Here is a 24,646-nt window from a genome sequence, read left to right as displayed (position 1 = left end):
ATGGTGGCAAACTGGGACTATCGGAAATTCGACCCGTTGCGAACGGCGGACGAGTACCACGCCAGCTTCGGGCAGGAGCAAGCGGCTTATGCGCCCTATGCGCAATCTAGGGACGCCTTGAACCAACAGTTTCAGAACCCCGGCAGCTACTTGCCGACTCTGGACCAAATCAATGCGGGCTATGCTGGTCAGGCAACAGACTGGAGCCTCCTTCCTAAGGGATACGCCCAATTCGACCAGCAGTATGGCGCAAGGCTAAACCTGCCCAGTTCGACCGTTACCGGGATGAACGCGCCTCCCCAGCCAAACGGAGCGGCTCTTAACGCAAACCTGGCCCAGCTTCATGGGAACCAGCAGCTTCAGCAGGGGAATTACAACCGCATGATGGGCGGCGGTTGGGCGGGGGGTGTTCTCCCCGACAACATGATGCAGACGTACCAGTCAGGCGGACAGTTCGGCGCTGACAGTCGCGGCATACGGCCTGCCAATCCCTTCGCCCAGTCCCCGTCTTACGGTCCTGCACAGGCGGCAAGTGCCTCCTATGGCCCTGCCGACGCGGCAAACGCTGCCTATGGAAGGCAAGGCGGGTTAGGCGGACTCGGGGGATTTGGGGCATTCGGAACAACGGAGGTATTTGACGTATGAGCCAGGCAACCAAGCGACAGCTCGAACGCGCTTTCTTCAAATATACGGCCCCCAGTGGGCGCGTTGTTTCGGCAATGGTCAAGGGGCGGGAGCTGGAGACGCTAAAGGCATTGATTGCCAGCCCGGCAGGCGTCGACGTGCTTAGCTTTCCCGGTGGCCCCGCCTATCGCCTAGCGGCCTATGTTCACAGGCTTCGCGCGCTGGGCCTGCTGATTGAAACAGAGGCGGTTCCCCATAGGGACGGCTGGCATGCCCGATATGTGCTGCAAGGCAGCGCGGAGTTTCTGGACGGGCACAATGCGAGGCTGGCAGCGCCACGCAAGGCCGGATGACGCGGTTAGCTTGGCGGGGGAACGAACAGTGAACCTCGTTTCCCCGCGTCCTCACGGTCCGCATTACTGGGTGGGTTAATGACGAAATACACAAACAAGCATGGGCGCATACAGCCGCACGCCCGCATTTTCACCGAATGGATGGACCTTCCGGCTTGGCGGGAACTGGGCTGCCCAGCGCGGGCGCTAATAGTTGAGCTTACGGCCAAATACAGGCCAAACGGCCCCGGCTCAAACGTTGTCCCGATTACCAGCAGAAGTGCAGCGGCTATGCTGGGGTGTTGCCGGGCAACGGCAAGCAAGGCCATTGACGAGCTAGAGGAGCGCGGCTGGATTGTTGCGCAGTCGGTCGGAATGCAGATGAAAGGCCCGCTTGATAAGCGCGCGCCTCGTTACGCGCTAACGACTTGCTCCCCGGACGGAAAGTCCCCGGCTGAATTGAACTTCTACCAGTACCTGCCGCATCCCTCCTAAAGCATGCCGGTTAGACGGCCCAAATATGAACCGTCAACGGCCCAGATATGAACCGTCGACGGCTCAAATATGGACCACAGACGGCTCAAATATAAGCCAAAGACGACATGAGGGGAGGGCAGTTCGGAGCGTTCAAGCCATTGAAATAAAGGAAATTTCGCCTTTTGCTATGTCCCGGCCTGAACGGCCTTACGACACCTATAGTTATAGGCTACTGGCTTGCACCCAGACGGTTGGTCAACGCGCCGATGCAGGCAAACAGGCCGTCCATGTTATCAAGCGCCCCCATCTGAACGCCTTCGCCGGTCGTTTCTCTGACGGTAAGGTCGATGCTGACGAGTATGTCGGAGCGCCCATTGCCGACATTGAAGCCGATAACCAGCGGTCTTGAGACGGTAGCGTATCCCGATTGTCTGGTGACCAATCATCGCCGCAGGCATGAACTATGACAAGGCACGTTCTGGTTTAGGGACGGATTGAGGGACTGCCCCAAACTGGGCTCAAATATGCTAGCGAAATCAATAAAGTACTGAAAAATAATGGCGGAGAGGGTGGGATTCGAACCCACGGTACGGTTGCCCGCACAACGGTTTTCGAGACCGTCCCATTCAACCACTCTGGCACCTCTCCGCGGAACCTAAGATGAATGGGTCTCAAGTGGCGCGGAACATAGACAAGGGTTTTCGGGCCCGCAAGAGGCAATTTCGGATTTTTTCCGGATAAGCATCCGGGCCTGCGCGGCCAGTGGATAACCGGTGCACATCAGTGGGTTGTCGGCATCTGCGGGGCAGCCGGGCACCGGGGCGACGACGCGGGGCCAGCCCGCGCGGCGGGGCTGGCGGACGCCAGCGGCTGCGGCTCCGGCGTCATGCGCCATCCAGCAGCCCCATCAGGCGGCCTCCATCAGACTGCTTCCATCAAACCGGCCTCCTTCGGCACCGTCCGGCCAGAGCGCAGCCGGCCCGCCGACAGCATGGGCCGTGCCCCGGCCGCCTCCGACGCAGTCCGGCGGGCTTGGTCCGGGTGCCGGTTGCCGCCAGGATCCGTCTCGTGATCCGGCTGAAAAACCTGTGCCGGCGAAGGCTGTACACGTTGACTTTTGCCCCGGGGCGGGGGTATACAGCAACCGCTCGATGGACTGGGACACGTGTGCCCAGACTTTCGGCTGTCCGAATCTCCAGCCTTTGAGGCTTCTGCCGCGTGATCGGCAGCGCCTGAAAGTTCCCGAAAACCGGTTCTCGTCACAGACGCTCAGGAAACCCTGCGGCGTCGGAGACGCGGTCGACGGCAGTGGGTTGCGGATGCGTCATCAGAACGAAAAAAAGGACGTGCGAGACATGTTCGCAGTGATCAAGACCGGCGGTAAGCAGTACACCGTCGCCCAGGACGACCTCCTCAAGGTCGAAAAGCTCGACGCCGAAGCTGGCGCCACCGTGACCTTCGACGAGGTCCTGATGGTCGGCAACGGTGAGGAAACCACCGTTGGCGCGCCCTTCGTGGCCGGCGCCACCGTGACGGCGGAAGTGGTCGATCAGGCCCGTACCCGCAAGATCATCATTTTCAAGAAGCGCCGCCGCCAGAACTCGCGCCGTCGCAACGGTCATCGCCAGGCCTACACGCTCGTGAAGGTGACTGGCATCGTGACCGGCGACGCGAAGCCGGCGAAGAAGGCGAAGAAGGCAAAGGCCGAGGAAGCTGCTGGCGAGTAATCGCCGCCACTTCGGTTCCAACTGAACAGCAGAGACGAGGAGTTTCGTCATGGCACACAAAAAAGCAGGTGGCTCGTCCCGTAACGGCCGCGATTCCGCTGGCCGCCGTCTGGGCATCAAGAAGTTCGGTGGCGAGGCTGTCGTCCCGGGCAACATCATCGCACGTCAGCGCGGCACCACCTGGCACCCGGGCACGGGCGTTGGCATGGGCAAGGACCACACCATTTTTGCAACCGTCGAGGGCAAGGTCGTGTTCCAGCCGAAATCCAACGGCCGAACCACTATTAACGTGCTGCCGGTAGCGGTGGCTGCGGAGTAACGCCGAGTGAATCATCGATCGCCGGCGTCCTAATCGACCCGGCGGTTCGTGTGAACCGGTCAAAGTTCAAGGGGAGATGGGACGCCATCTCCCCTTTTTCTTTTCACTTTGACCGGAGGAAGCCATGGTTGTCGAAAGCGAAGGATACTTAGACGAAAGCAGTCTCAGCGCGGCCGTGATGCCGCAGGAAGGTGTCCGCGTGCGGCTCGACCTGCCGCGAACGGACGATCTGGCAGACATCGTCTTTCTCGCCAACAACCGCAAGATTGCATCCCACCTGGCCACCATGCCGCATCCCTTCTCGCTGGAGGATGCCCGGCGGCTGGTCCAGCGCAGCCAGCTGGTCAGCGCCGGCCATGCCAGCTTCGCGATCCGCATGAATGCCACCGGCCGGTTCATCGGTCAGGCCACCTGGTCCGCTCTCGAGCCGGGCGGTCCGGTTCACGTCGGCTACTGGCTGGGCGAACCCTTCTGGGGCCAGGGCTTTGCCACCGAAGCGCTGCAGAGGCTGGTCGATCATGCCTTCGGCCAGGGCGAAATGCGCGAGCTGCTGGCCGACTGCCGCGTCACCAACGCCGCCTCCCGCCGGGTGCTGGTCAAGTGCGGCTTCCAGTACAGGGACCAGAGCATGGCCCGCTCGCTCGGTGCCGGCGGCAGCGTCCCTGTCGAGCGCTATGGCCTGGAACGCTCGGTCTGGCTCGCGCTCAAGCGCTGGGGGAGGGCCGCATGACCCTGCCCGTGCTGCGCTCGCGCCGTCTGGTCCTGCGTCCGCTCGGGGACGGCGATGCGGAAGCCATCGCCACGCTCGGCGGCCGCGATTTCGAGATCGCCCGCTGGATGACCAGCTTTGCCTGGCCCTATGAAGAGGGCGCGGCCGAGCAGCTTGTCGCCCGCCAGCAGGGCATCAATCCGCTGACGGACCCGGCCGTCTTCGCCATCACGCTCGGGGGCGTCTTCATCGGGCTGATCGCCATTGACCCGCCGGGCGACCTGACCGAGGCGGCCGACTGCCCGACGCTCGGCTACTGGCTCGGGCGTCCTTTCCAGGGCTTCGGCTACACCACGGAAGCGGCCCAGTGCGTGCTGGCCTGGGCCTTCGAGACGCATCGCTGCGTTGCGGTGGCCGCCCGTGTCTACGAGGACAACGCGGCGTCGCGGGCGGTCCTGCGCCGGCTTGGCTTCCTGCCGACCGCCGTCACCGAGCGGTTCGCCCGGCCGCTGAACCGCAAGGTCCGCAACATCGTGGTGCGCCTCGACCGGGCGTCCTTCGAGGACCGGAGGCTGCCGGCATGACCCTCGGCATCGCGTCCGGGCGGCTGCGGCTGCGGCCGCTGGCCGCCACCGACATCGACCGGGTCGCCCGCTTCCTGGGCGACTTCGAGGTTGCCGGCATGCTGGCGCGGGTGCCGCACCCCTATGACCGCGCAGACGGGCTGGAGAAGCTGCGCGCGGCCGAGGCGGCAGCGGCCCGCTGGCCGGACGTCGAGGAAATCGGCTTTGCGATTGACCATGACGACGGACTTGTCGGCGCGATGTCCTTCCGGGCATTGCGTGCGACACCCGTCATCGGCTATTGGCTTGGCCGCCCTTACTGGGGGCAGGGGTTGATGAGCGAGGCCGTGCGGGCCGCGCTTGGCTGGCTGTTCACGGCAACCGGTGCGGCTGCGGTGGAGGCCTCCGTCATGCAGGACAACCCGGCCTCGTCGGCGCTGCTGCGCAAACAGGGCTTTGACGTCATCGGCCCGGACGCCTGCAGCAGCCTCGCGCGCTGCGGCACGGTGCCGGCCATCCGCATGCGCCTTGAGCGCGCGGCCTTTCTGGGATCAAGTAACGCCTGACGCGCGACGCGTCAGGGGAACGGACAGACGATGAAATTTCTCGACCAGGCCAAGATCTATGTGCGCTCCGGCAATGGCGGCGCGGGTGCCGTCTCGTTCCGGCGCGAGAAGTTCATCGAGTTCGGTGGCCCGGACGGCGGCGACGGCGGCCGCGGCGGCGATGTCTGGATCGAGTGCGTCGACGGCCTCAACACGCTGATCGACTACCGCTACCAGCAGCATTTCAAGGCCGGAACCGGCATCCACGGCATGGGGCGCAACCGCACCGGCGCCAAGGGCAAGGACGTGACCTTGCGCGTGCCGGTGGGCACCGAGATCCTGGAAGAGGACAACGAGACGCTCATTGCCGACCTGACCGAGGTCGGCCAGCGCCTGCTGCTGCTGCGCGGCGGCAACGGCGGGTTCGGCAATGCCCAGTTCAAGTCCTCGACCAACCAGGCCCCCCGTCATGCCAATCCCGGCCTCGAGGGCGAGGAAAAGTGGATCTGGCTGCGCCTGAAGCTGATTGCCGATGCCGGGCTCGTCGGCCTGCCGAATGCCGGCAAGTCGACCTTCCTTGCCTCCGTCTCCTCGGCCAAGCCGAAGATCGCCGACTATCCCTTCACCACGCTGCATCCGAACCTCGGCGTGGTCGAGCTGGATGGACGCGGCTTCGTGCTGGCCGACATTCCGGGCCTGATCGAAGGCGCCCACGAAGGCGTTGGCCTGGGTGACCGGTTCCTGGGCCATGTCGAACGCACCCGCGTGCTGCTGCATCTGGTCGACGGGTCGGGTGTGGAAGACCCGGGTGAAGCCTACCGGATCGTGCGCGGCGAACTGGAAGCCTATGGCAATGGGCTTGACGAGAAGCCCGAGATCGTCGCCCTGTCCAAGGCGGACGCGCTCTCGCCGGAGCTGCGCGAGGAACGGCTGGCCTCGCTTGAGGAAGCCTGCGGTCACAAGCCGCTGATCCTCTCTTCGGCCAGCCGCGAGAACGTGGACACGGCGCTCCGGATGATCATCCGCGCCATCGACAAGGACAAGGAAGAGGCGGCCAACGAGGTTCCGGCCCGCCCCGAGGAGGAATGGCGTCCGTGAACGAGTTGCGTCAGCTTGCGGACCACAAGCGCATCGTCGTCAAGATCGGCTCTGCGCTTCTGGTCGAACAGGGAGACCTGCGCCGCGCCTGGCTTGAAGCCATCGTCGATGACATCGCGGCCCTTGTCGAACGCGGCTGCGAGGTGCTGGTGGTGTCCTCCGGCTCCATCGCGCTCGGGCGTGGCGTGCTGGGCCTGCCCCGGGGCGCCCTGAAGCTCGAGGAAAGCCAGGCTGCCGCTGCCGTCGGCCAGATCGCGCTGGCCCAGGCCTATTCGGAGTATCTCGGTCGCAAGGGGATCCGTGCCGGCCAGATCCTTCTGACCCTTGGCGACACCGAGGAACGCCGGCGCTATCTCAACGCGCGCGCCACCATCGGCACGCTGCTGCGCCTTGGCGCGGTTCCGATCATCAACGAGAACGACACCGTCGCGACCTCGGAGATCCGCTACGGCGACAATGATCGCCTCGCCGCCCGCGTCGCCACGATGATGAGCGCCGATTGCCTCGTGCTGCTGTCGGACATCGATGGTCTCTACACCGCCCCTCCCGCGACCAATCCGGACGCCGTGTTCCTGCCCGAAGTGCCGCGCATCACGCCGGAAATCGAGGCGATGGCCGGCAGTGCCGGGTCGGAGCTGTCGCGCGGCGGCATGAAGACCAAGATCGACGCGGCCAAGATCGCAACCTCCGCCGGCACGATCATGGCGATTGCCTCGGGCAAGCGCATGAACCCGCTCAAGGCCATCGACGACGGTGCCCGCTGCACCTGGTTCCTGGCTGCCTCGACACCGGCGACCGCGCGCAAGGCCTGGATCAACGGGCATCTGGAACCGCGCGGCGAGATCCGTCTCGACCAGGGCGCCGTCGACGCGCTGAAATCCGGCAAGAGCCTGCTGCCGGCCGGGGTGACCGGCGTGACCGGAAACTTCTCGCGCGGCGACGCGGTCAAGATCCTGTCGCCGGAAGGTCGCGTGCTCGGTCGCGGACTTGTTGCCTATGATGCGGCCGAGGCCCGCATGATCGCAGGCCGCAACAGCCGCGAGATCGAGGCCATCGTCGGCTATCCCGGACGGGCGGAGATGATCCACCGGGACGATCTTGCCCTCGACGATGCGCCGTTCGAGCGACCGGCCTGAGGGGCAACCGGATGGGATGGGCCACGGGCGGCCCGCGCTGGCAGGAGCCCTCGGGGCGGGCCGGTTCTGACGAAGCGGATGGGGACGCAGGGATGCTGGACAAGGCAAGGGACGGAACCGGTGTGACGCAGGCGCAGCAGGATGTGCCGGCGCTGATGGCAGACATCGGCCGGCGGGCGCGCGCGGCCGCGCGGCGTCTGGCGCTCGCCACCACCGAAACCAAGAATGCGGCCCTGCGCCAGATGGCAACGGCAATCCGCGCCGCGACGCCCGACATCCTGGCCGGCAACGCCCTCGATCTCGAGGCGATGCGCGCCGCCGGTCAGACCGACGCCTTCCTGGACCGCGGCACCCTGACCGAGGCCCGTATCGAGGCAATTGCCCGGGCGCTGGAGGAGATCGCAGCCCTGCCGGATCCGGTCGGCAGCCGGATCGCGGCCTGGGACCGCCCCAACGGACTCAGCATCGAGCGCGTGCGCACGCCTCTCGGTGTCATTGGTGTCATCTACGAGAGCCGGCCGAATGTCACGGCCGACGCCGGCGGCCTGTGCCTGAAGGCCGGCAATGCCGTCATCCTGCGCGGCGGCTCGGACACGCTGCAGTCCAACCTGGCGCTGCACCGCGCGCTGCAGCAGGGGCTGGTCGCCGCCGGCCTGCCGGTGGATGCCATCCAGCTCGTGCCGGTCGCCGACCGGGCTGCCGTCGGCGAGATGCTCGCCGGCCTTGGCGGCACCGTGGACGTGATCGTGCCGCGGGGCGGCAAGAGCCTGGTCGCCCGCGTCCAGAGCGACGCCCGGGTCCCGGTGTTTGCGCATCTCGAGGGCATCGTCCACATCTTCCTCGACCGCGCGGCTGATGCTGCAAAGGCACGGTCGGTGATCGTCAACTCCAAGCTGCGCCGGACGGGGATCTGCGGCGCCCTGGAGACATTGCTCGTTGACCGCGCCATCGCCGCGACGCTGCTGCCGGACATCCTGGCCGACCTTGCCGGGCGCGGCTGCGAGATCCGGGGGGATGCCGAGGTGCAGGCCCTGTTCCCCGCCGCCCTCCCGGCCACGGAGGAGGACTGGTCGACCGAGTATCTCGACAGGATCCTGTCGGTGCGGGTGGTGGCCGGCCTCGACGCGGCGATCGACCACATCGAGACCTATGGCTCGCATCACACCGACTGCATCCTGACCGAGGATGCTGCGGCAGCGGAGCGGTTCCTGGCGGAAGTGGATTCGGCCATCGTCCTGCACAATGCCTCGACGCAGTTCGCCGATGGCGGCGAATTCGGCATGGGCGCCGAGATCGGCATCGCCACTGGCCGCATGCATGCGCGCGGTCCGGTCGGCGTCGAGCAGCTGACGAGCTTCAAGTACCGCGTGCGCGGGGATGGACAGATCCGGCCGTGAGGCCCGCGACCGCGAGGGGTGTTGCCGCGATGAGCGAACTGGCCGGTTCCGGTCTGCCGCGTCCGAGCTGGATGAACCTGCCGCATGCCGAGCCGGGCAACCGCGTCGGACTTTTCGGGGGCTCCTTCAATCCGCCCCACTCGGGCCATCGTCTGGTGGCGGAGACGGCGATGCGGCGGCTCGGGCTCGATCAGGTGTGGTGGCTGGTGACGCCCGGCAACCCGCTCAAGGATCATGCCGAGCTTGCCCCGCTCGCCCGGCGCATCGCGCTGACGGCGGCCACCGCCAACCATCCGCGCATGCGCGTCACGGCCTTTGAAGCCGTGCTCGGAACAAGCTATACGGCCAGCACGCTGGCCGGCATCCTGCAGCGACGGCCCGACCTGTCCTTCTGCTGGATCATGGGCGCCGACAATCTCGCCGGCTTCCATCGCTGGCAGAACTGGCGCGACATCGTCAGGGCGGTGCCGATTGCCATCGTCGACCGTCCGGGCGCCTCGCTTTCGCCGCTGTTTGCGCCTATGGCTCAGGCATTCGGCATGGCAAGGGTGCCGGAGCCGGAGGCGGCCACGCTGATGCAGCGCCGGGCGCCGGCCTGGGTCTTCCTGCATACGCCGCTGGACGCCGCATCGTCGACGGCCTTGCGCCGGAAGGCAGCCCGGGCGTAAACCGGCATTAACGACACGAGGGGCTCTGTCTTGAAATTGTCAGGCCCCGGTGACTATCCTTGTTGGCAGGTGGCAGGCAAGGTCTGAAACACTGCCACCCCGTTGGTGACTGGCGGCCCGCTTGATTGAACCGCCACAACTGTTTTGAAAGGCAGAACACCTGAACATGACCTTTGAAAGCGAGGGGCAGGCCGTGACCGCTCCTCTTCAGTCCGCCCTCGGCGCAAAAGCGAAGGGCACCCTGATCGAAACGGTCCTCGCCAGTCTTGACGACGCGAAGGCGGAAGACGTGGTCTCCCTGCACATTGCCGGAAAGAGCGCCCTGGCCGACTACATGGTCATCGCCTCCGGCCGGTCGCACCGTCACGTCGGCGCCATCGCCGATCACCTCCTGCGCGATCTCAAGGAAGCCGGTTACGGCAACCCGCGGGCCGAGGGCCAGACCCATTGCGACTGGGTGCTGGTCGACGCCGGGGACGTGATCATCCACGTGTTCCGTCCGGAAGTGCGCGGCTTCTACAATCTCGAGAAGATGTGGGCCGCCGATCCGAGCGACGCGCCGCATTACGCCGGCTGAGGCAGGGCAACGCCGGTCCGCAAGGCCGCGCTGCGGGAGCCCGGTGGCCCGGCCAGATGCAGGGCCGATGCAAGCCGGCTTCCGGCCAGCCTCACTCCGCTCTCAGGCCAGCAGTGGATCTGGAGCAGGGCAGGGTTGCCTGGCACCGGCGTGTGGACCCTGGCCAACCGGCACTGGACTGACATTGCCATGCGCTACGTGATTGCCGCCGTCGGCCGGATGAAGGCCGGGGCGGACCGGGATCTTCTGGACCGCTATCTCGACCGCGCCCGCAAGACGGGCAAGGGGCTCGGCGTCAGTGCCGTCGACATGCTCGAGCATGCCGAGAGCCGGGCCGCCCGGGCCGAGGATCGCAAGGCGGACGAGGCGGCAGCGCTGCTGCAGGCCCTGCCGGCACGCGCCCGGCTCGTGGTGCTTGACGAGACGGGAAAGACCATGACCAGTCCGGCGCTGGCCGAACGGCTGCGTGGCTGGATGGACGAGGGCACTCCGGAGATCGTCTTTGCCATCGGCGGTGCCGACGGCCATGGCGATGCCCTGCGCGACCGCGCCGATGTGGTGCTCGCGCTCGGCGCCATGACCTGGCCGCACCAGATCGTGCGCATCCTGATCGCCGAACAGATCTACCGCGCCTTCACGATCCAGGCCGGGCATCCCTATCACCGGGTCTGAGGGCATCGGCTGGCGCCTGCATGTTGCCGCAATTGCCGCCCATCACAGGAAACGGGGGAAAGACCGGCCTCCGCAGCCCGTTCTCAGCTTGGTAAACGCTTCGTTAACGACCATCGGCGGAAGCTGGCTGAAGCTCCGGCAACGGCAGTGAGTCTCCCGGCAAGGCCGGGACAAGCAAGGCACGGTAACACAGGGCGTGACACACGGGAGAGCACCGACCGGCGATGGGCCGACAGCGGGAGCACGGGCAGCGCGGCTTGCCACGTGGGGGCTCGCCTTTGGCCTGCTCGCGCCGGCTCTCATGCCCCGGACCGGGCTTGCGCAGGAGCCGGTGACCACGGCGGTCGAAACCGCGCCGGCCGCGCCGGCCACGTCGCCCGCCGAGGCGGAGGCGCTGAAACGCAAGGCAGAGCGCGAGGCCGAACTGGCCGCGCTCACACGCGATCTTGAAGTCTCTGCCTCGCGGCAGCGCGAGATCGAACAGGAAATTGCCGCGATTGACCGCGATACTGCCGACATCAATGCGGCCGTCCTGCGGACAGCGGGCCGGATCAAGGGTCTGGAAGCAGACCTTGCCAACACGGAGCGGCGCTTGCAGCGGCTGGCGGAGAACGAGGATGCGGTGCGCGCCTCCCTCTGGGAGCGACGCGGCACGCTGGCCGAGGTGCTGGCCTCGCTGCAGCGCATCGGTCGCCGTCCGCCGCCGGCCCTGGCGGTCCGCCCGGCCGACGCGCTGGCGGCCGTGCGCTCGGCGATCCTGCTCAATGCCATCATGCCGGACCTGCGCATCGAGGCCGAGGCGCTCGCCTCCGATCTGGAGGAGCTGACGCGGCTGAAGATCTCGATCACCGCCGAAAAGGACCGTCTTGCCGGAGACTCGATGCGCCTGGTGGAGGAACAGTCCCGTCTGGAACTGCTGATCTCGGCCAAGCGCCAGCAGCGCGTCACGTCGGCCGACACCCTGTCGGAGGAGCGTCGACGCTCGGAGGAACTGGCCGGCAAGGCCGGTTCTCTCAAGGAATTGATCGCGCGCCTGGAGGCCGAGATCGCCTCCGCCCGCAAGGCGGCCGAAGAGGCGGAGCAGGCCACGGAACAGCGCAACGCCAACGGCCGGCGCCCCGGCGATCCCTTCGCGGACCCCGGTCGGCTGGCGCCTGCCATTGCCTTTGCGGAGGCAAAAGGCCAGCTTCCCCGCCCGGTTGCGGGCACGATGCTCAAGGATTTCGGCCAGGCCGACGACTTTGGCGGCGTCACCGAGGGCCAGTCGATCTCCACCCGCGCCGGCGCAAGGGTGACGGCCCCAAATGACGGCTGGGTGGTCTATTCCGGACCCTTCCGGTCGTTTGGCCAACTCTTGATCCTGAACGCCGGCGACGGCTATCATGTCCTCCTGGCTGGTATGGACAGGATCGACGTGGAACTGGGGCAGTTTGTGCTGGCAGGAGAGCCAGTGGGCGTAATGGGCTCCACGCATTGGGCAAGCGCGTCGACCATCGGTTTGGGATCGACCGGCCCCGTCCTGTATGTTGAATTCAGAAAAGATGGCAGTGCGATCGACCCAACCCCGTGGTGGGCCCGCACCGAGGAAGAAAAGGTACGCGGATGATTCGGAAAGCTACCCTGCTGTGCACCGGTATCCTGGTCGGCGCCATCGCAGCATCGACGGTCGCCAACCTGCCTCAGTCGCTGAGCGGGACGGCCAACGCGGCTGCCTCTGACACCTACCGCCAGCTCAACCTGTTCGGCGACGTGTTCGAGCGCGTGCGCTCCGACTATGTCGAGGTGCCGGATGACGCCCAGCTCATCGAGTCGGCGATCAACGGCATGCTCACCTCGCTCGACCCCCATTCCAGCTACATGTCGCCGAAGACCTTCCGCGACATGCAGGTGCAGACGCGCGGCGAGTTCGGTGGCCTCGGCATCGAGGTCACCATGGAAGAGGGCCTGGTCAAGGTCGTCTCGCCGATCGACGACACGCCGGCCTTCAAGGCGGGCGTACTGGCCGGCGACTACATCACCCACATCGACGGCGAGCAGGTCCAGGGCCTGACGCTGAACGAGGCGGTCGAGAAGATGCGCGGCCCGGTCAACACCGACATCGAGGTGACCATCCGCCGCGAGGGTCGCACCGACCCGCTCGTGCTCAAGATCACCCGTGACGTGATCAAGATCCGCTCGGTTCGCTGGCGCGAGGAAGGCGACGTCGGCTACGTCCGCGTCACTCAGTTCAACGAGCAGACCTTTGACGGGCTGCAGAAGGGCATCGAGGAGATCACCTCCAAGATCCCGGCCGACAAGCTCAAGGGCTTCGTGATCGACCTGCGCAACAATCCCGGCGGTCTGCTGGACCAGGCGATTGCCGTGTCCGATGCCTTCCTGGAGCGCGGCGAGATCGTCTCCACCCGCGGCCGCAATGCCGAGGAAACCCAGCGGTACAATGCCCGCTCCGGCGACCTGACCAAGGGCAAGCCGGTGATCATCCTCGTCAACGGCGGTTCGGCCTCGGCCTCCGAGATTGTCGCCGGTGCGCTGCAGGATCATCGCCGCGCGACGGTGCTGGGCACGCGGTCCTTCGGCAAGGGCTCGGTCCAGACCATCATTCCGCTGGGCGCGAACGGGGCGATCCGCCTGACCACGGCGCGCTACTACACGCCGTCGGGCACGTCGATCCAGGCCAAGGGCATCACCCCGGACATCGAGGTGCTGCAGGACCTGCCGGAAGACATGCAGGGCCGCGCCGAGACCAAGGGCGAGGCCGGCCTGCGCGGCCACCTGTCCTCCGAGAACACCGAGGGCAAGGAAGAGTCCGGCAGCCAGGCTTACGTGCCGGCCGACCCGAAGGAAGACAAGCAGCTCAACCTGGCGCTTGATCTCCTGCGCGGCGTGCAGGCCAACAGCGCCTTCCCGCCGTCGGCCGGCAAGGCCGCCAGCGTTCCGAACTGAGAGGCTGCGGGCGCCCTGTTTCCCTGTGTCGCGTTCCGGATGCAGGGCCCCGTTCCGCATGAAACCGAAGGCCGGCGCAAGCCGGCCGATCGACCCTGAAGCCCGGCCGGCGGTAAACGGCCCGGTACGGGCCCCGAGGACTGGCAAGACGCGACATGGCCGGAAATGACCTGACAGCCCCACTTGGCATGGGCAAGCGGACCATCTTCCGCATGCCCTTCGGACTTATCGGGCTGGGCATCATGACCGTCATCGTCACCACGGGCCTGGTCTGGATCGGCGTGGTCGAGGATCCACTGGGCGGCGAGCCAACGGCCGTCGTCCCGCTGGAACGGACCGTCGAGGGCCTTTCCTCCCGCGACATCGCGGTGGTCGAGATCAACCCGGACATTGCCGGCGACTCCAAGCCGGACTCGCCCGAGAAGAGGCTGCCCACGCTCGGCCCCCGCTTCGAGGAGCCGCCTGTCGGCAGCGAACCCAATCTCGCCTCCCGCCGCGAACTGACCTCCCTGCCCGACGACCGCGTCGTCGAACGCGTCGATCATGGACTGATCCCGAAGGTCGGCATCGACGGCATCCGTCCGCTCGACCTCTATGCCAAGCAGATTGCCGCAGAACCGGCCTCCGCGCCCAAGATCGCCATCATCATCGGCGGCATCGGCCTGTCCGAGGCCGGATCCCGCAATGCGCTGGAGAACCTGCCCGCCGATGTGACCTTCGCCATCGCGCCCTATGGCGACCGGCTGGACCGCTGGATGCGTCAGGCGCGGGCCGCCGGACACGAGATCCTGCTGCAACTGCCGCTCGAGCCCTTCGACTTTCCCGACAACGATCCCGGGCCGCATACGCTGCTGGTCAGCCTGCGCGGCCCGGAGTTCCTTGACCGGCTCTACTGGCTGATGAGCCGCTTCACCAACTATGTCGGCGTGATCAACACCCAGGGGGCGCGGTTCACCGCGACGGAGCCCTCGATGCAGTATCTGCTGGAGGAGATCACCAAGCGCGGCCTGATGTATGTCGACGACGGCAGCTCGTCCCGGTCGATCGCCCCGACCGTGGCCAACGCGGCCCAGACGCCCTTCAGCCGGGTCGATGTCGTGCTGGATGCGGTCCCGAAGGCGGACGAGATCAACGCACGCCTGCTGCAGCTGGAGGCGCTTGCCCGGTCGCGCGGCATGGCCGTTGCCGCCGGATCGGCCCTGCCGGTGACGATCAAGGCCCTGGAAGACTGGTCACGCGATCTCGAGCAGCGTGGCCTCATGCTGGTGCCGATCAGCGCCACGGTGGACCGTCCGACCGAGGGCTGACCTCCTGTCACATATCGCAGCAGGATAACGGAATCCGGTGCCATCCGCCGGTATCGGGCAAGCGGAAATGCGGCTAGGGTAAGCGCGCGCCGGAGGCGCAGCTGCTTGCGAATGAGGTCTGACAGTGCAAGGTCCGCTCTACGATCCCGCCCGCCCCAAGGCCATCGAGGGCCTGCCCTATCGCCCCTGCGTCGGCATCATGCTGATCAATGCCGAGGGGCTGGTCTGGACCGGTCGCCGCCATGACGGCCATGGCAAGGTGGACCCGGGGTACGCCTGGCAGATGCCCCAGGGCGGCATTGACGCCGGCGAGGACCCGCTCGAGGCCGCGCGGCGCGAACTGTACGAGGAGACCTCGGTGGCGAGCGTCTCGCTGCTGGCCGAGGCGCCCGACTGGTTTCTCTACGACTATCCCGCCGATGTCATCGCCACGGCCCGTCGCGGCAAGTTTCGCGGGCAGGCCCAGAAATGGTTCGCCTTCCGCTTCGAGGGCGATGACAGCGAGATCAACATCCTCACGCCGCCCGAGGGGCATTCGCAGGAGTTCAGCGACTGGCGCTGGGAAGACGCCAGCCGCCTGCCCGGCCTGATCGTGCCCTTCAAGCGGCGTGTCTATGAGGAAGTCGTTGCCACCTTCGCCCATCTGACGCGTTGACAGCCGCGCGCCCAGGCTGAACCATCCTGCCGGGAGAGGCCGGACGGCCCGGGAGGAGAGATGGATCTGGGAGCGATGATGCGCGGCCGGCGCGTGCTGGTGACCGGCGCCTCCAGTGGCCTCGGCGCGCATTTTGCCCGCCTGTCGGCCCGCCATGGCGCCGCCGTGGCCGTGGTGGCCCGGCGGCTGGACCGACTGCACGATCTGGCAGGCGAGCTGCGCGCCCTCGGCGCGACAGCCGTTGCGGTCCGCGCCCTCGACATGGCGGATGCCGATGCGCTCGATCCGCTCGTTGCCGAGCTCCACGAAGAGCTTGGCGGCCTCGACGTGCTCGTCAACAATGCCGGCACGGCGGACGAGGCCCCGGCGCTGGAGGTCTCGGCTGCCGCCTTCGATGCGGTGATGGACGTCAACCTCCGCGGGGCCTTCCTGATGGCAACCGCCTGCGCCCGCGCCTGGACGGCAGCCGGCGAGCCGGGTGCCATCATCAACATCGCCTCGGTCCTCGGCATCGGTGTGACCCAGGGCGTGGCCCCCTATGTCATCTCCAAGGCCGGCGTGGTGCAGATGACCCGCGTTCTGGCGCTGGAGTTTGCCCGCCACCGGATCCGCGTCAATGCGCTCGCGCCGGGCTATTTCGAGACCGAGATCAATGCAGGCCTGTTCGAGACGGACGCCGGACGCAAGCTTCTGGCACGGGTGCCGCTGCGCCGTGTCGGCGACCATGCCGATCTCGACGGACCCTTCCTTCTGCTCGCCACCGAGGCCTCCCGCTTCATGACCGGGGCGATTGTCCCGGTCGACGGCGGGCACCTCGTTGCCTCCCTCTGAGCGTCCGGAGACCCTGATGGACTTTACCGCTTCCGACCGGATTTCCGCCCTGCTGCCCCGCCTGCGGCAATTCGTGGCCGAGGAAATCCTGCCGCTCGAGGCCGATCCGGCCAGCTATGACGGCCACGAGAACATCCGACTTGACCTGCGCGATGCGGTCCGGGCCCGGGCGCGGGCTGCCGGGCTCTACGCGCCGCAGATGCCGGAGGCGCGTGGCGGGCTCGGGCTGACCATGGCCGAACAGGCGGCGTTCTACGAGGAGACCAACCGCTCCATCTTCGGCCCGAGCTGCTTCAATTGCGCGGCCCCGGACGATGGCAACATGCGCTGCCTCGAGATGACGGCAACCGAGGACCAGAAGCGCCGCTGGCTGCAGCCCATCATCGACGGCACGGTGAATTCCTCCTTCGCCATGACCGAGCCGCATCCGGGGGGCGGATCCGACCCGGGAATGATCCGCACCCGCGCCGAGCGGCACGGCAGCCGCTGGCGCATCCATGGCCACAAGTGGTTCATTTCCGGCGCGGCCGTTGCACGGCATTTCATCCTGATCGCCCGCACCGATCCGGACATGGGCGAAACGCGCCGCCACCTCACGGCCTTCCTGTTTCATGCCGACCAGCCAGGCTGGCGGATCGTGCGGCGGATCGGCAATCTGGGGCCGGACGAGCATGGTGGCGTCTGCGAGCTGGAATTCGACGGGCTGGAGATCGACGATGGCGACCGTCTCATGCAGGTGGGGGACGGCCTGCGGCTCACCCAGATCCGCCTCGGCCCGGCGCGCCTCACCCACTGCATGCGCTGGCTCGGACTGGCCAAGCGGTCGATGGAGATCGCCAAGGCCTATGTCGAGACCCGCGAGGGGTTCGGCCTTCGGCTGTCCGAGCGCGAAAGCGTGCGCATCAAGCTTGGCGAGGTCGCCCACGACATCCAGATCGGACGCCTTCTGACGATGCATGCCGCCTGGAAGCTCGATCAGGGCGATCTGGCCCGCAAGGAAGTGTCCTCGGCCAAGATCCATGTGGCAGATACCCTGCACAAGGCAGTCGACACCGCGATCCAGCTGTGCGGTGCGCGGGGGTACTCCACCGACACGGTGCTGGAATGGATCTATCGCTACGCCCGGGCGGCCCGGCTCGTGGATGGTGCCTCCGAGGTGCACAAGATGGTGCTGGCCCGCTTCTACGAGAAGGAAGGGAGCGACTACTGGCGCTGGGGCTGACCCAGCACTGCGGCCCATTCGGCGAGGACATCCGCGTCGGTCTCGCCGCCGGCGCGGGCGGCCCCGAGCGCCGCGAGATCCCCAGCCGGCAGCAGCCGGCCGAGCGCCCAGACCGCAGCGCCCCGCACGAGTGCCATCGGGTCGTCCAGATGCACGGCGACCGCAGGGACCAGGGCGGCGCTGCCACTGTTGCCGGCCGCAATCAGACAGTTGCGCAGGAACCGGTCGCGACCGATCCGCTTGACCGGCGAGCCGGAGAACATCTGACGGAAGGTGGCATCGTCCAGCGCCAGCAGGGCCTGCAGCGGCGGGTCGACCAGCTCCGGCCGGGCCGCAAGCTTCGCCTCCCGCGCCACCTGCGCGAACTTGTTCCAGGGGCAGGCCGCAAGGCAGTCGTCACAGCCATAGATCCGGTTGCCCAAGGCAACGCGGAATTCTGTCGGGATCGGGCCGGCATGCTCGATGGTGAGGTAGGAGATGCAGCGCCCTGCATCGAGCCGGTAGGGTTCCGGGAAGGCATCTGTGGGGCAGGCGGCAAGGCAGGCGCGGCAGGAGCCGCAATGGTCCCGTTCGGCCGCGTCGGGCGCCAGCTCCGCCGTGGTGAAGATCGAGCCGAGGAAGAACCAGGATCCCAGCTCCCGGGACACGAGATTGGTGTGCTTGCCCTGCCAGCCGAGCCCGGCGGCGGCAGCAAGGGGCTTTTCCATCACCGGCGCCGTGTCGACGAAGACCTTCACGTCCGCGCCCGTCCGCGACACCAGAAAGCCGGCCAGTTCCTTCAGCTTGCCCTTGATGACGTCGTGGTAGTCGCGATTGCGCGCATAGACGGATATGCCGCCGCTGCAAGGGTCGGTCAGGTGCGTGAGGGGATCGCGGTCGGGCCCGTAGTTCATGCTGAGCAGCAGGATCGAGCGCACCTCCGGCCAGAGGACGCGCGGATCGGCACGCCGCTCCTCGGTCTCCGCCATCCATCCCATCGATGCATGATGCCCGGCATCGAGAAACTGCCGCAGCCGCTGCGGTGCCTCGGGGATCGCCTCCGGATGCGTGACGGCGAGCGCGCTGAAGCCGAGGGCGTGCGCCTTGGCCTCCAGCGCGGCCCGGAGCTTCGCTGGCGACAGGGGAGAGACGGGGGCGCCGGGCGTCCCGCTCAGAAGTCGAGATCCGCGTAGCTGAGCGAGGGCGGCATGCCGAGCATCTTTTCCGCCAGCAGCGGGCGGAAGCTCGGGCGCGACTTCACCCGCGCGTACCAGGCCTTGACGTTTTCCTCTTCCGCCCACGGAACCTCGCCCAGATAGTCGGCGCAGGAGAATTCGGCAGCCAGCGCGAAGTCCGCAAAGCTCAGGCGGTCGCCGGCCAGCCATTTGCGCGAGGCTGCAAGATAGCCGAAATAGCGCATGTGGTGGTGAATGTTGGCGCGCGCGATGCGCAGGATGGCCGAATCCGGCTCGCCGCCGCCGACCGAGCGCGGCATGTCCTGCTTGTAGATGCGCTCGCGCACGAAATGGCCCACGACCTCATCATCGAACTTGCGCAGCGCCCAGTCCACGAGGCGCCGCGTTTCCGCGCGCCGGTCGGGGTGGTCGGGCATCAGCCGCCGGTCGCCCATCGCATAGCCGCGGGTCTCGTCCAGATACTCCATGATCGGCAGCGGTCCGCAGATCGGCGGACCATCGTTCTCGATGAGCACGGGCACCGTGCCGGCCGGATTGAGCATCAGGAATTCGCGGTGCCGCTCCCAGGGGTTGACGGCTTTCAGCTCGAAGTTGGCGCCGTATTCGCCCAGCACCAGACGCACGAAACGGGAAGACGGAGAGAACGGATGATGATAGAGCGTGAGCATTAAAGTGATTTGGACCTTCAGCGCCGCGGCCCCCCAGCGCGCGGACACCAGCTTAGTAGGATAAGGTTAGCATCCTGTTTCTGGCGTGCCGCATGCAGGCCGCCGCGAAGCCCGCATAGATCACGCCGCGACCGCCGTTTCAATCCCATCTGTGAAAGTCTTTTCAAGGAGACCTTTGCCATGACCAGCGACACGATTGTCAGCGCCTTCATCCTCGGGATCGTCGAGGGTTTGACCGAGTTCATCCCCGTGTCCTCCACTGGTCACCTGCTGCTGCTCGGGCACTTCCTGGGCTTTGAAAGCACGGGGAAATCCTTCGAGATCCTGATCCAGCTGGGCGCGATCCTGGCCATCCTGTCGGTCTATTTCGGCCGGCTGTGGAAGGTGTTCGTGGCCCTGCCGCATGACCGGGCGGCGCGGCGTTTCGCCGCCAGCATCCTGCTCGCCTTCTTTCCGGCGGTGATCATCGGGATGATGGCGCATGACTTCATCAAGACCGTCCTGTTCGAGACCCCGGTCCTGATCTGCATCACGCTGATCCTCGGCGGTTTCGTGCTGCTCATCGTCGACCGGCTGCCGCTGACGCCGCGCTACACCAACGCGATGGACTATCCGCTCGGCCTGAGCCTTGCCATCGGCTTCTGCCAGTGCCTGGCCATGGTGCCGGGGGTCTCGCGCTCCGGCGCCACCATCGTCGGCGCGCTGCTGATGGGCACCGACAAGCGCTCGGCAGCCGAGTTCTCCTTCTTCCTCGCCCTGCCGACCATGGCCGGTGCCTTCACCTATGACCTCTACAAGAACCGGGACGCGCTCTCGATGGACGATGCCACCATCATCGCCATCGGCTTCGTCACGTCGTTCATTGCCGGTGCCTTCGTCGTCAAGACGCTGCTCGACTTCGTCAGCCGCCATGGCTTCGCGCCCTTCGCCTGGTGGCGCATCATCGTCGGCGGCATCGGCCTCGCCGCGCTCTACGCCTTCGGCTGAACCGGGACAGGGCCTGCCGCGTCGCACCGGGACGGGCGAGACGGCCCCCCGGATGTCAGGCGATGCCGAGCATCCGCAGGCCGGCCGTGGTCACCGCCGCGCCGATGACGATCACGGGAAACGGCATCTTCGCCAGACAGAGCCCGGCCGCCACGGCAACCCCCAGCGGTCGGGCCCACCCGGCGAACTGGTCCCCGTCCAGCATGGATGCGCTGACGACCAGCGACATCAGCATGACGACCGCCGCCGTGGTGAACAGCGTCTGCAGGGCCGGCGACAGGGTCAGCCGGTCGCGCAACAGCGGGCCGGTGACGCGGAACGCATAGGTGCCTGCAGCAAGGGTCAGGATCGCCGCCAGGGGCATGATGGTCTGGCTCATTCGGCCTGCTCCGGGGGCTGGTTCGTGGTGGGGGCCAGTGTCTTGGTCTTCGTCTGGGTCTGGGTCTGGGTCTGGGTCTGGGTCTGGGTCTGGGTCTGGGTCTGGGTCTGGCGTCGGCCGAGCAGGGCAACAAGCCCCACCAGCGAGACCAGGACCGGCACACCCGCCGGCAGGTAAGGGGTCAGCGCCAGACCGGCGGCCGCGCCCATGCCGGCCGCACGCCGTGTCCGCGGATCTTTCAGCGCCGGCAGCACCAGTGCCAGCAGCACGGCGGGAAAGGCGGCGTCGAGACCAAGGCTTGCGGCATCGCCCAGCGTCTCGCCCATCACCGCGCCGACGGCCGTGCCGGCATTCCAGGACAGGAACAGCGTCAGCGCGCAGGCCCAGTAGAGCGCGCGGCTGCGGTCCGGGTCGCTGTCCTTCAGCGCGAAGGCGAGGGATTCGTCGGTCAGCACATGCGCGCCCACCAGTCGTTCCAGCAGGCCGCCGCGCAGGTGGCCGGCGACGCTGAAGCCGAAGGGCAGGTGACGGGCATTGAGGATCAGGCCGGCCAGGACCGCAGCGAAAGGACTGCCGCCGGCCAGGATGACGCCGATGGCAGCGAACTGTGACGCGCCGGCGAAGACGACCAGCGACATCACGACCGGCACCCAGACCGGAAAGCCGCCGCCCGTGGCAATGGCCCCGAAGGACAGGCCGACGATGGCCGCAGCCACGCCGACGAGGCCCACGTCGCTCAGGTCCCGGCGGGTGAGCGGCCGGAACAGGTTTGGCACCCGGACTGTTTGAAATATCGTACGCATGTTTGCTAAACTGAACGAACGTGGATCGTTCGTCAATCAGAACGATCGTTCTACATAATGAACGGAGATTGCCGCTGACCGCCGCCGACAGTTCCCCTGCCGCGCCGCAGGGCCCCGACGACCTGATGAGCTGGATCTCCTGCGCGCTGCGGCAGGAGCGGGAGAAGGCAGGCCTCAGCCTGAGCGAACTCGCCCGCCGCGCCAGCCTGTCGAAGTCGACCCTGTCGCAGATCGAAGCGGGCACCGGCAATCCCAGCGTCGAGACGCTGTGGACCCTGGCGGTCGCGCTTGGCGTGCCCTTCAGCCGTCTCGTTGACCGTCCTCGCCGCAGTCCGGTCCGACTTGTCCGGGCGGGCGAGGGCCTTGGAACCCGCTCGGAACTCGCCGACTACACCGGAACGCTGCTGAGCGCCGGCGCGCAGGGCGTCCGTCGGGATCTCTACCGGCTGGATATCCAGCCCGGCCGCGCGCGCCGCTCGCCGGCGCATATTCCCGGCACCGTCGAGCATGTGATCGTCGCCACGGGGCGTGCGCTGGTTGGCCCGCTCGACGCGCCGGAGGAGTTGCGCCCGGGGGATTACTACAGTTATCCGGGCGACGTTCCGCACAGCTACGAGGCGCTGGAGCCGGACACGGTGGTCGTGCTGATGATGGAACATGCCTGAGGCGGCAGTCGGTTAACGCTGACCGCTAACCGTTTCTTGTCCTCTGCACGCTAGGGTGGTCGCCATCCTGCGGCGTATCAGCCGCCCCGCCCAAGCTGTCGAGGTCTTCCTTGCTGTCTGTCGTCCTGACCGCCCGCCGCCTGATCGCGGCCGCCACCGCCGCCCTTGCCCTGATGGTCGCGCCAGCAGGCGCAGTCGCCGCCGACACGGCTGCCAATGCCGCGCCTGTCGCCATCGGGGGTGGCATTTCCTATCAGCTGATCGGCCGCTGGGATGTCGACAAGCTGAACCAGATCCTGACCAAGGATACGCCAGCCTTCGCCGGCATCGCCGAGACCTATACCCCGGCCACCAATGCCGTCCGTCTCTACCGCGTGACCTATCCGTCGGTGATCCCGGAGCGCAACAGCCGGCCCACCGTCGCAACCGGCCTCGTCGCTGTCCCCGAGATCGCCGCGACGGCGCTGCCGCTGGTCTCCTACCAGCATGGCACCGTCTACGGAAAGCAGGAGGTGCCGTCCTATCCGGACCAGTCGCCCGAAACCCAGCTGATGATCGCGCAGTTCGCGGGGCAGGGCTATCTGCTGATCGGAGCCGATTACTTCGGCATGGGCGCCTCGACCGAGCAGGAAGGCTACATGGTCAAGGCAAGCCACCAGCAGGCAACGACGGACATGCTGACGGCCAGCCGGGCGGTGCTGGCCGACATGAAGCTCTCCGACACCGGGCTCTATCTCGCGGGCTGGTCGCAGGGCGGGTTCGTCACCATGGCGATGCTCGAAAAGCTTGAGCGGGACGGTGTGCCGGTCAAGGCAACCGCCACCGCCAGCGCGCCGCTCGACGTCTTCGCCGCGCTGAACGGGTTCCTCAACTTCCCGCGCCAGAACGACGCCGTGTGGGTCAACAGCCTGTTCATCCTCTCGAGTTTCTCCTTCGAAACCTACTACGGGATCCCGGGTCTCGCCCGCTCGCTGTTCACCGATGACACCTACGAGCTGGCGAAGAAGGCCTATCTGCGGGAACCCTTCGATCCGGCCGCCATCCCGACCGACCTGAAGAAGCTGATCCGTCCGGAGTATTTCGACGCCCAGTTCTTTGCCGCCTCCGCCTATGGCCGTCTGATCGCCGAGACCCAGGCCTATCGCTGGGTCATCCGCACGCCGGTGCGCAACTACTACGGCGAGGCCGACGAGGCGATCACCGTGGGTGTGGCGAAGATGGCGGAGACCTGGCAGCGGGCCATGGGCGCCGGCAACCCCATGGCCGAGGCCGTGTCGACCGGGCCCACCAGCCATCGCGGCACCTTTGCGCGCGCGGTGCCCCAGTGGAAGGTCTGGTTCGACGGCAAGTAAGGTCAGGTCGCCAGAGCGTTTGCCAGACCGCTTGCCAGACCGGTTGCCAGACCGGTTGCCAGACCGGTTTCCAGGCCCCTTGCTGGCCCAGTCGGCGCTTGACGGCGATTGGTTACATTTGCAATCAATCTCTCCCTGTCCAGCCAGACCGGGAGAGCGCCATGGGCGAAGTGGTCCTGCATACCTATTTCCGCAGCTCGACGTCCTTCCGGGCGCGCATCGCGCTGAACCTCAAGGGGGTCAGCTACCGTCCGGAGTTCCATCACCTCCGCCTCGGCAAGCATCGGGATCCGGCCTATCTTGCGGTCAACCCGCAGGGGCTGGTTCCGACGCTGGTGTGGTCAGATGGCATGGTGCTGGCGCAATCGCTGGCGATCATCGAGTTCCTCGACGAGGTGATCCCCGAGCCGGCCCTGCTGCCGCGCGATCCGGCGGGTCGTGCCCGCGTGCGCGCGCTGTCGCAGATGATCGCCTGCGACATTCATCCGGTGAACAACCTGCGCATTCTCAACGCCCTGCGCAGCCGCTTCGGTGCCGATGACGCCGCCGTCACCGACTGGTTCCGCACCTGGGTTGCCGAGACCTTCGGACCGCTGGAGCAGCATCTCGCCAATGATCCGCAGACCGGCCGCTTCTGCCACGGCGATACACCGACGATGGCCGACATCTGCCTGGTCGCGCAGGTCGCCAACAATGGCCGCTTCGGCGTTGACATGGAGCCCTACCCGGTGATCCGGCGCATCCACGCCGCCGCCATGGAGCTCCCTGCCTTCATCGCCGCCGCGCCGCAGAACCAGCCCGACGCGGAGTGATCC

General features: G+C 66.9%; 27 protein-coding genes and 1 tRNA gene. 23 read left to right on the top strand and 5 right to left on the bottom strand.

Annotated elements, in window-relative coordinates; all coding sequences use genetic code 11:
- Both GWI72_RS14195 and GWI72_RS14190 read left to right on the top strand, forming a co-directional pair.
- Window positions 1-645, top strand: a complete 645-nt coding sequence (locus GWI72_RS14195) for a hypothetical protein (protein ID WP_161708991.1) — start codon at window positions 1-3, stop codon at window positions 643-645.
- Window positions 642-977, top strand: coding sequence for a winged helix domain-containing protein (locus tag GWI72_RS14190; protein ID WP_161708990.1), 336 nt, complete (start codon window positions 642-644; stop codon window positions 975-977). The genes GWI72_RS14195 and GWI72_RS14190 overlap by 4 nt, the downstream gene beginning before the upstream one ends.
- Before the next feature lie 1,014 nt (window positions 978-1,991).
- Here GWI72_RS14190 and GWI72_RS14185 read toward each other — a convergent pair.
- A tRNA-Ser gene (locus tag GWI72_RS14185) sits at window positions 1,992-2,081 on the bottom strand.
- Window positions 2,082-2,788: 707 nt separating this feature from the next.
- Here GWI72_RS14185 and rplU point away from each other — a divergent pair.
- From rplU to GWI72_RS14100, 17 genes are all read left to right on the top strand, one after another.
- On the top strand, window positions 2,789-3,160 hold the full coding sequence (gene rplU, locus GWI72_RS14180) for a 50S ribosomal protein L21 (protein ID WP_161676857.1): 372 nt from the start codon (window positions 2,789-2,791) through the stop codon (window positions 3,158-3,160).
- Between the two features lie 49 nt (window positions 3,161-3,209).
- Entirely contained in the window at window positions 3,210-3,479 is a 270-nt protein-coding gene (gene rpmA, locus GWI72_RS14175; RefSeq protein ID WP_161676856.1) for a 50S ribosomal protein L27, read from the top strand.
- Between the two features lie 124 nt (window positions 3,480-3,603).
- Window positions 3,604-4,209, top strand: a complete 606-nt coding sequence (locus tag GWI72_RS14170) for a GNAT family N-acetyltransferase (protein ID WP_161676855.1) — start codon at window positions 3,604-3,606, stop codon at window positions 4,207-4,209.
- Window positions 4,206-4,772 carry a GNAT family N-acetyltransferase gene (locus GWI72_RS14165; RefSeq protein WP_161708989.1) on the top strand — a complete coding sequence of 189 codons (567 nt, stop codon included), beginning with the start codon at window positions 4,206-4,208 and terminating at the stop codon, window positions 4,770-4,772. The genes GWI72_RS14170 and GWI72_RS14165 overlap by 4 nt, the downstream gene beginning before the upstream one ends.
- Complete coding sequence (locus tag GWI72_RS14160; RefSeq protein WP_161708988.1) at window positions 4,769-5,317, top strand: GNAT family N-acetyltransferase; 549 nt, start codon at window positions 4,769-4,771, stop codon at window positions 5,315-5,317. The genes GWI72_RS14165 and GWI72_RS14160 overlap by 4 nt, the downstream gene beginning before the upstream one ends.
- A gap of 30 nt (window positions 5,318-5,347) precedes the next feature.
- Window positions 5,348-6,394, top strand: a complete 1,047-nt coding sequence (gene obgE / locus GWI72_RS14155; protein ID WP_161676852.1) for a GTPase ObgE — start codon at window positions 5,348-5,350, stop codon at window positions 6,392-6,394.
- On the top strand, window positions 6,391-7,530 hold the full coding sequence (gene proB, locus GWI72_RS14150) for a glutamate 5-kinase (protein WP_390806539.1): 1,140 nt from the start codon (window positions 6,391-6,393) through the stop codon (window positions 7,528-7,530). The genes obgE and proB overlap by 4 nt, the downstream gene beginning before the upstream one ends.
- 92 nt (window positions 7,531-7,622) lie before the next feature.
- Window positions 7,623-8,927, top strand: a complete 1,305-nt coding sequence (locus GWI72_RS14145; protein WP_161708987.1) for a glutamate-5-semialdehyde dehydrogenase — start codon at window positions 7,623-7,625, stop codon at window positions 8,925-8,927.
- Window positions 8,928-8,956: 29 nt separating this feature from the next.
- The gene (locus tag GWI72_RS14140; RefSeq protein ID WP_208995863.1) at window positions 8,957-9,595 is read left to right on the top strand and encodes a nicotinate-nucleotide adenylyltransferase; all 639 of its coding nucleotides are present in this window, start codon (window positions 8,957-8,959) and stop codon (window positions 9,593-9,595) included.
- 166 nt (window positions 9,596-9,761) lie between these two features.
- A complete protein-coding gene (gene rsfS, locus GWI72_RS14135) occupies window positions 9,762-10,172 on the top strand; it encodes a ribosome silencing factor (RefSeq protein WP_161676849.1) in 411 nt (136 codons plus the stop codon).
- A gap of 189 nt (window positions 10,173-10,361) precedes the next feature.
- On the top strand, window positions 10,362-10,844 hold the full coding sequence (rlmH, locus tag GWI72_RS14130; RefSeq protein ID WP_161677032.1) for a 23S rRNA (pseudouridine(1915)-N(3))-methyltransferase RlmH: 483 nt from the start codon (window positions 10,362-10,364) through the stop codon (window positions 10,842-10,844).
- Window positions 10,845-11,175: 331 nt separating this feature from the next.
- Window positions 11,176-12,450: a murein hydrolase activator EnvC family protein gene (locus GWI72_RS14125; RefSeq protein WP_348272680.1), complete on the top strand. Its 1,275-nt coding sequence runs from the start codon at window positions 11,176-11,178 to the stop codon at window positions 12,448-12,450.
- A complete protein-coding gene (locus GWI72_RS14120; protein ID WP_161676847.1) occupies window positions 12,447-13,787 on the top strand; it encodes a S41 family peptidase in 1,341 nt (446 codons plus the stop codon). Before GWI72_RS14125 ends, GWI72_RS14120 begins: the two co-directional genes overlap by 4 nt.
- 155 nt (window positions 13,788-13,942) lie before the next feature.
- Entirely contained in the window at window positions 13,943-15,094 is a 1,152-nt protein-coding gene (locus GWI72_RS14115) for a divergent polysaccharide deacetylase family protein (protein ID WP_209000117.1), read from the top strand.
- A 124-nt stretch (window positions 15,095-15,218) separates the two neighbouring features.
- A complete protein-coding gene (locus GWI72_RS14110) occupies window positions 15,219-15,749 on the top strand; it encodes an RNA pyrophosphohydrolase (protein WP_161708985.1) in 531 nt (176 codons plus the stop codon).
- A 60-nt stretch (window positions 15,750-15,809) separates the two neighbouring features.
- Entirely contained in the window at window positions 15,810-16,580 is a 771-nt protein-coding gene (locus GWI72_RS14105; protein WP_161708984.1) for an SDR family NAD(P)-dependent oxidoreductase, read from the top strand.
- A 16-nt stretch (window positions 16,581-16,596) separates the two neighbouring features.
- A complete protein-coding gene (locus tag GWI72_RS14100) occupies window positions 16,597-17,802 on the top strand; it encodes an acyl-CoA dehydrogenase family protein (protein ID WP_161708983.1) in 1,206 nt (401 codons plus the stop codon).
- Here the strand turns inward: GWI72_RS14100 and queG are convergent.
- Entirely contained in the window at window positions 17,784-18,923 is a 1,140-nt protein-coding gene (queG, locus tag GWI72_RS14095; protein ID WP_161709193.1) for a tRNA epoxyqueuosine(34) reductase QueG, read from the bottom strand. The genes GWI72_RS14100 and queG overlap by 19 nt on opposite strands.
- Before the next feature lie 29 nt (window positions 18,924-18,952).
- Window positions 18,953-19,645 carry a glutathione S-transferase family protein gene (locus tag GWI72_RS14090; protein WP_161676842.1) on the bottom strand — a complete coding sequence of 231 codons (693 nt, stop codon included), beginning with the start codon at window positions 19,643-19,645 and terminating at the stop codon, window positions 18,953-18,955.
- Between the two features lie 180 nt (window positions 19,646-19,825).
- On the opposite strand from GWI72_RS14090, the gene GWI72_RS14085 reads away from it, so the two are divergent.
- The gene (locus GWI72_RS14085) at window positions 19,826-20,632 is read left to right on the top strand and encodes an undecaprenyl-diphosphate phosphatase (protein WP_161676841.1); all 807 of its coding nucleotides are present in this window, start codon (window positions 19,826-19,828) and stop codon (window positions 20,630-20,632) included.
- Window positions 20,633-20,687: 55 nt separating this feature from the next.
- On the opposite strand, the gene GWI72_RS14080 is transcribed toward GWI72_RS14085, so the two are convergent.
- Both GWI72_RS14080 and GWI72_RS14075 read right to left on the bottom strand, forming a co-directional pair.
- Entirely contained in the window at window positions 20,688-21,011 is a 324-nt protein-coding gene (locus GWI72_RS14080) for an AzlD domain-containing protein (protein WP_161676840.1), read from the bottom strand.
- Window positions 21,008-21,787, bottom strand: coding sequence for an AzlC family ABC transporter permease (locus GWI72_RS14075; RefSeq protein ID WP_161708982.1), 780 nt, complete (start codon window positions 21,785-21,787; stop codon window positions 21,008-21,010). The genes GWI72_RS14080 and GWI72_RS14075 overlap by 4 nt, the downstream gene beginning before the upstream one ends.
- Window positions 21,788-21,882: 95 nt before the next feature.
- Here GWI72_RS14075 and GWI72_RS14070 point away from each other — a divergent pair, with 95 nt between their 5' ends.
- The 3 genes from GWI72_RS14070 to maiA all read left to right on the top strand — a co-directional run bounded on the left by GWI72_RS14070 (window position 21,883) and on the right by maiA (window position 24,643).
- Complete coding sequence (locus GWI72_RS14070; protein ID WP_209000116.1) at window positions 21,883-22,479, top strand: helix-turn-helix domain-containing protein; 597 nt, start codon at window positions 21,883-21,885, stop codon at window positions 22,477-22,479.
- A gap of 173 nt (window positions 22,480-22,652) precedes the next feature.
- A complete protein-coding gene (locus GWI72_RS14065; protein WP_244314357.1) occupies window positions 22,653-23,831 on the top strand; it encodes an alpha/beta hydrolase family protein in 1,179 nt (392 codons plus the stop codon).
- Window positions 23,832-23,992: 161 nt separating this feature from the next.
- Complete coding sequence (gene maiA, locus GWI72_RS14060) at window positions 23,993-24,643, top strand: maleylacetoacetate isomerase (RefSeq protein ID WP_161676838.1); 651 nt, start codon at window positions 23,993-23,995, stop codon at window positions 24,641-24,643.
- Window positions 24,644-24,646 lie beyond the last annotated feature (3 nt).

Source organism: Pannonibacter sp. XCT-53 (assembly GCF_009915765.1).
Taxonomy (GTDB): Bacteria; Pseudomonadota; Alphaproteobacteria; order Rhizobiales; family Stappiaceae; genus Pannonibacter; species Pannonibacter tanglangensis.
This window is presented reverse-complemented; position numbering and strand designations above follow the sequence as displayed.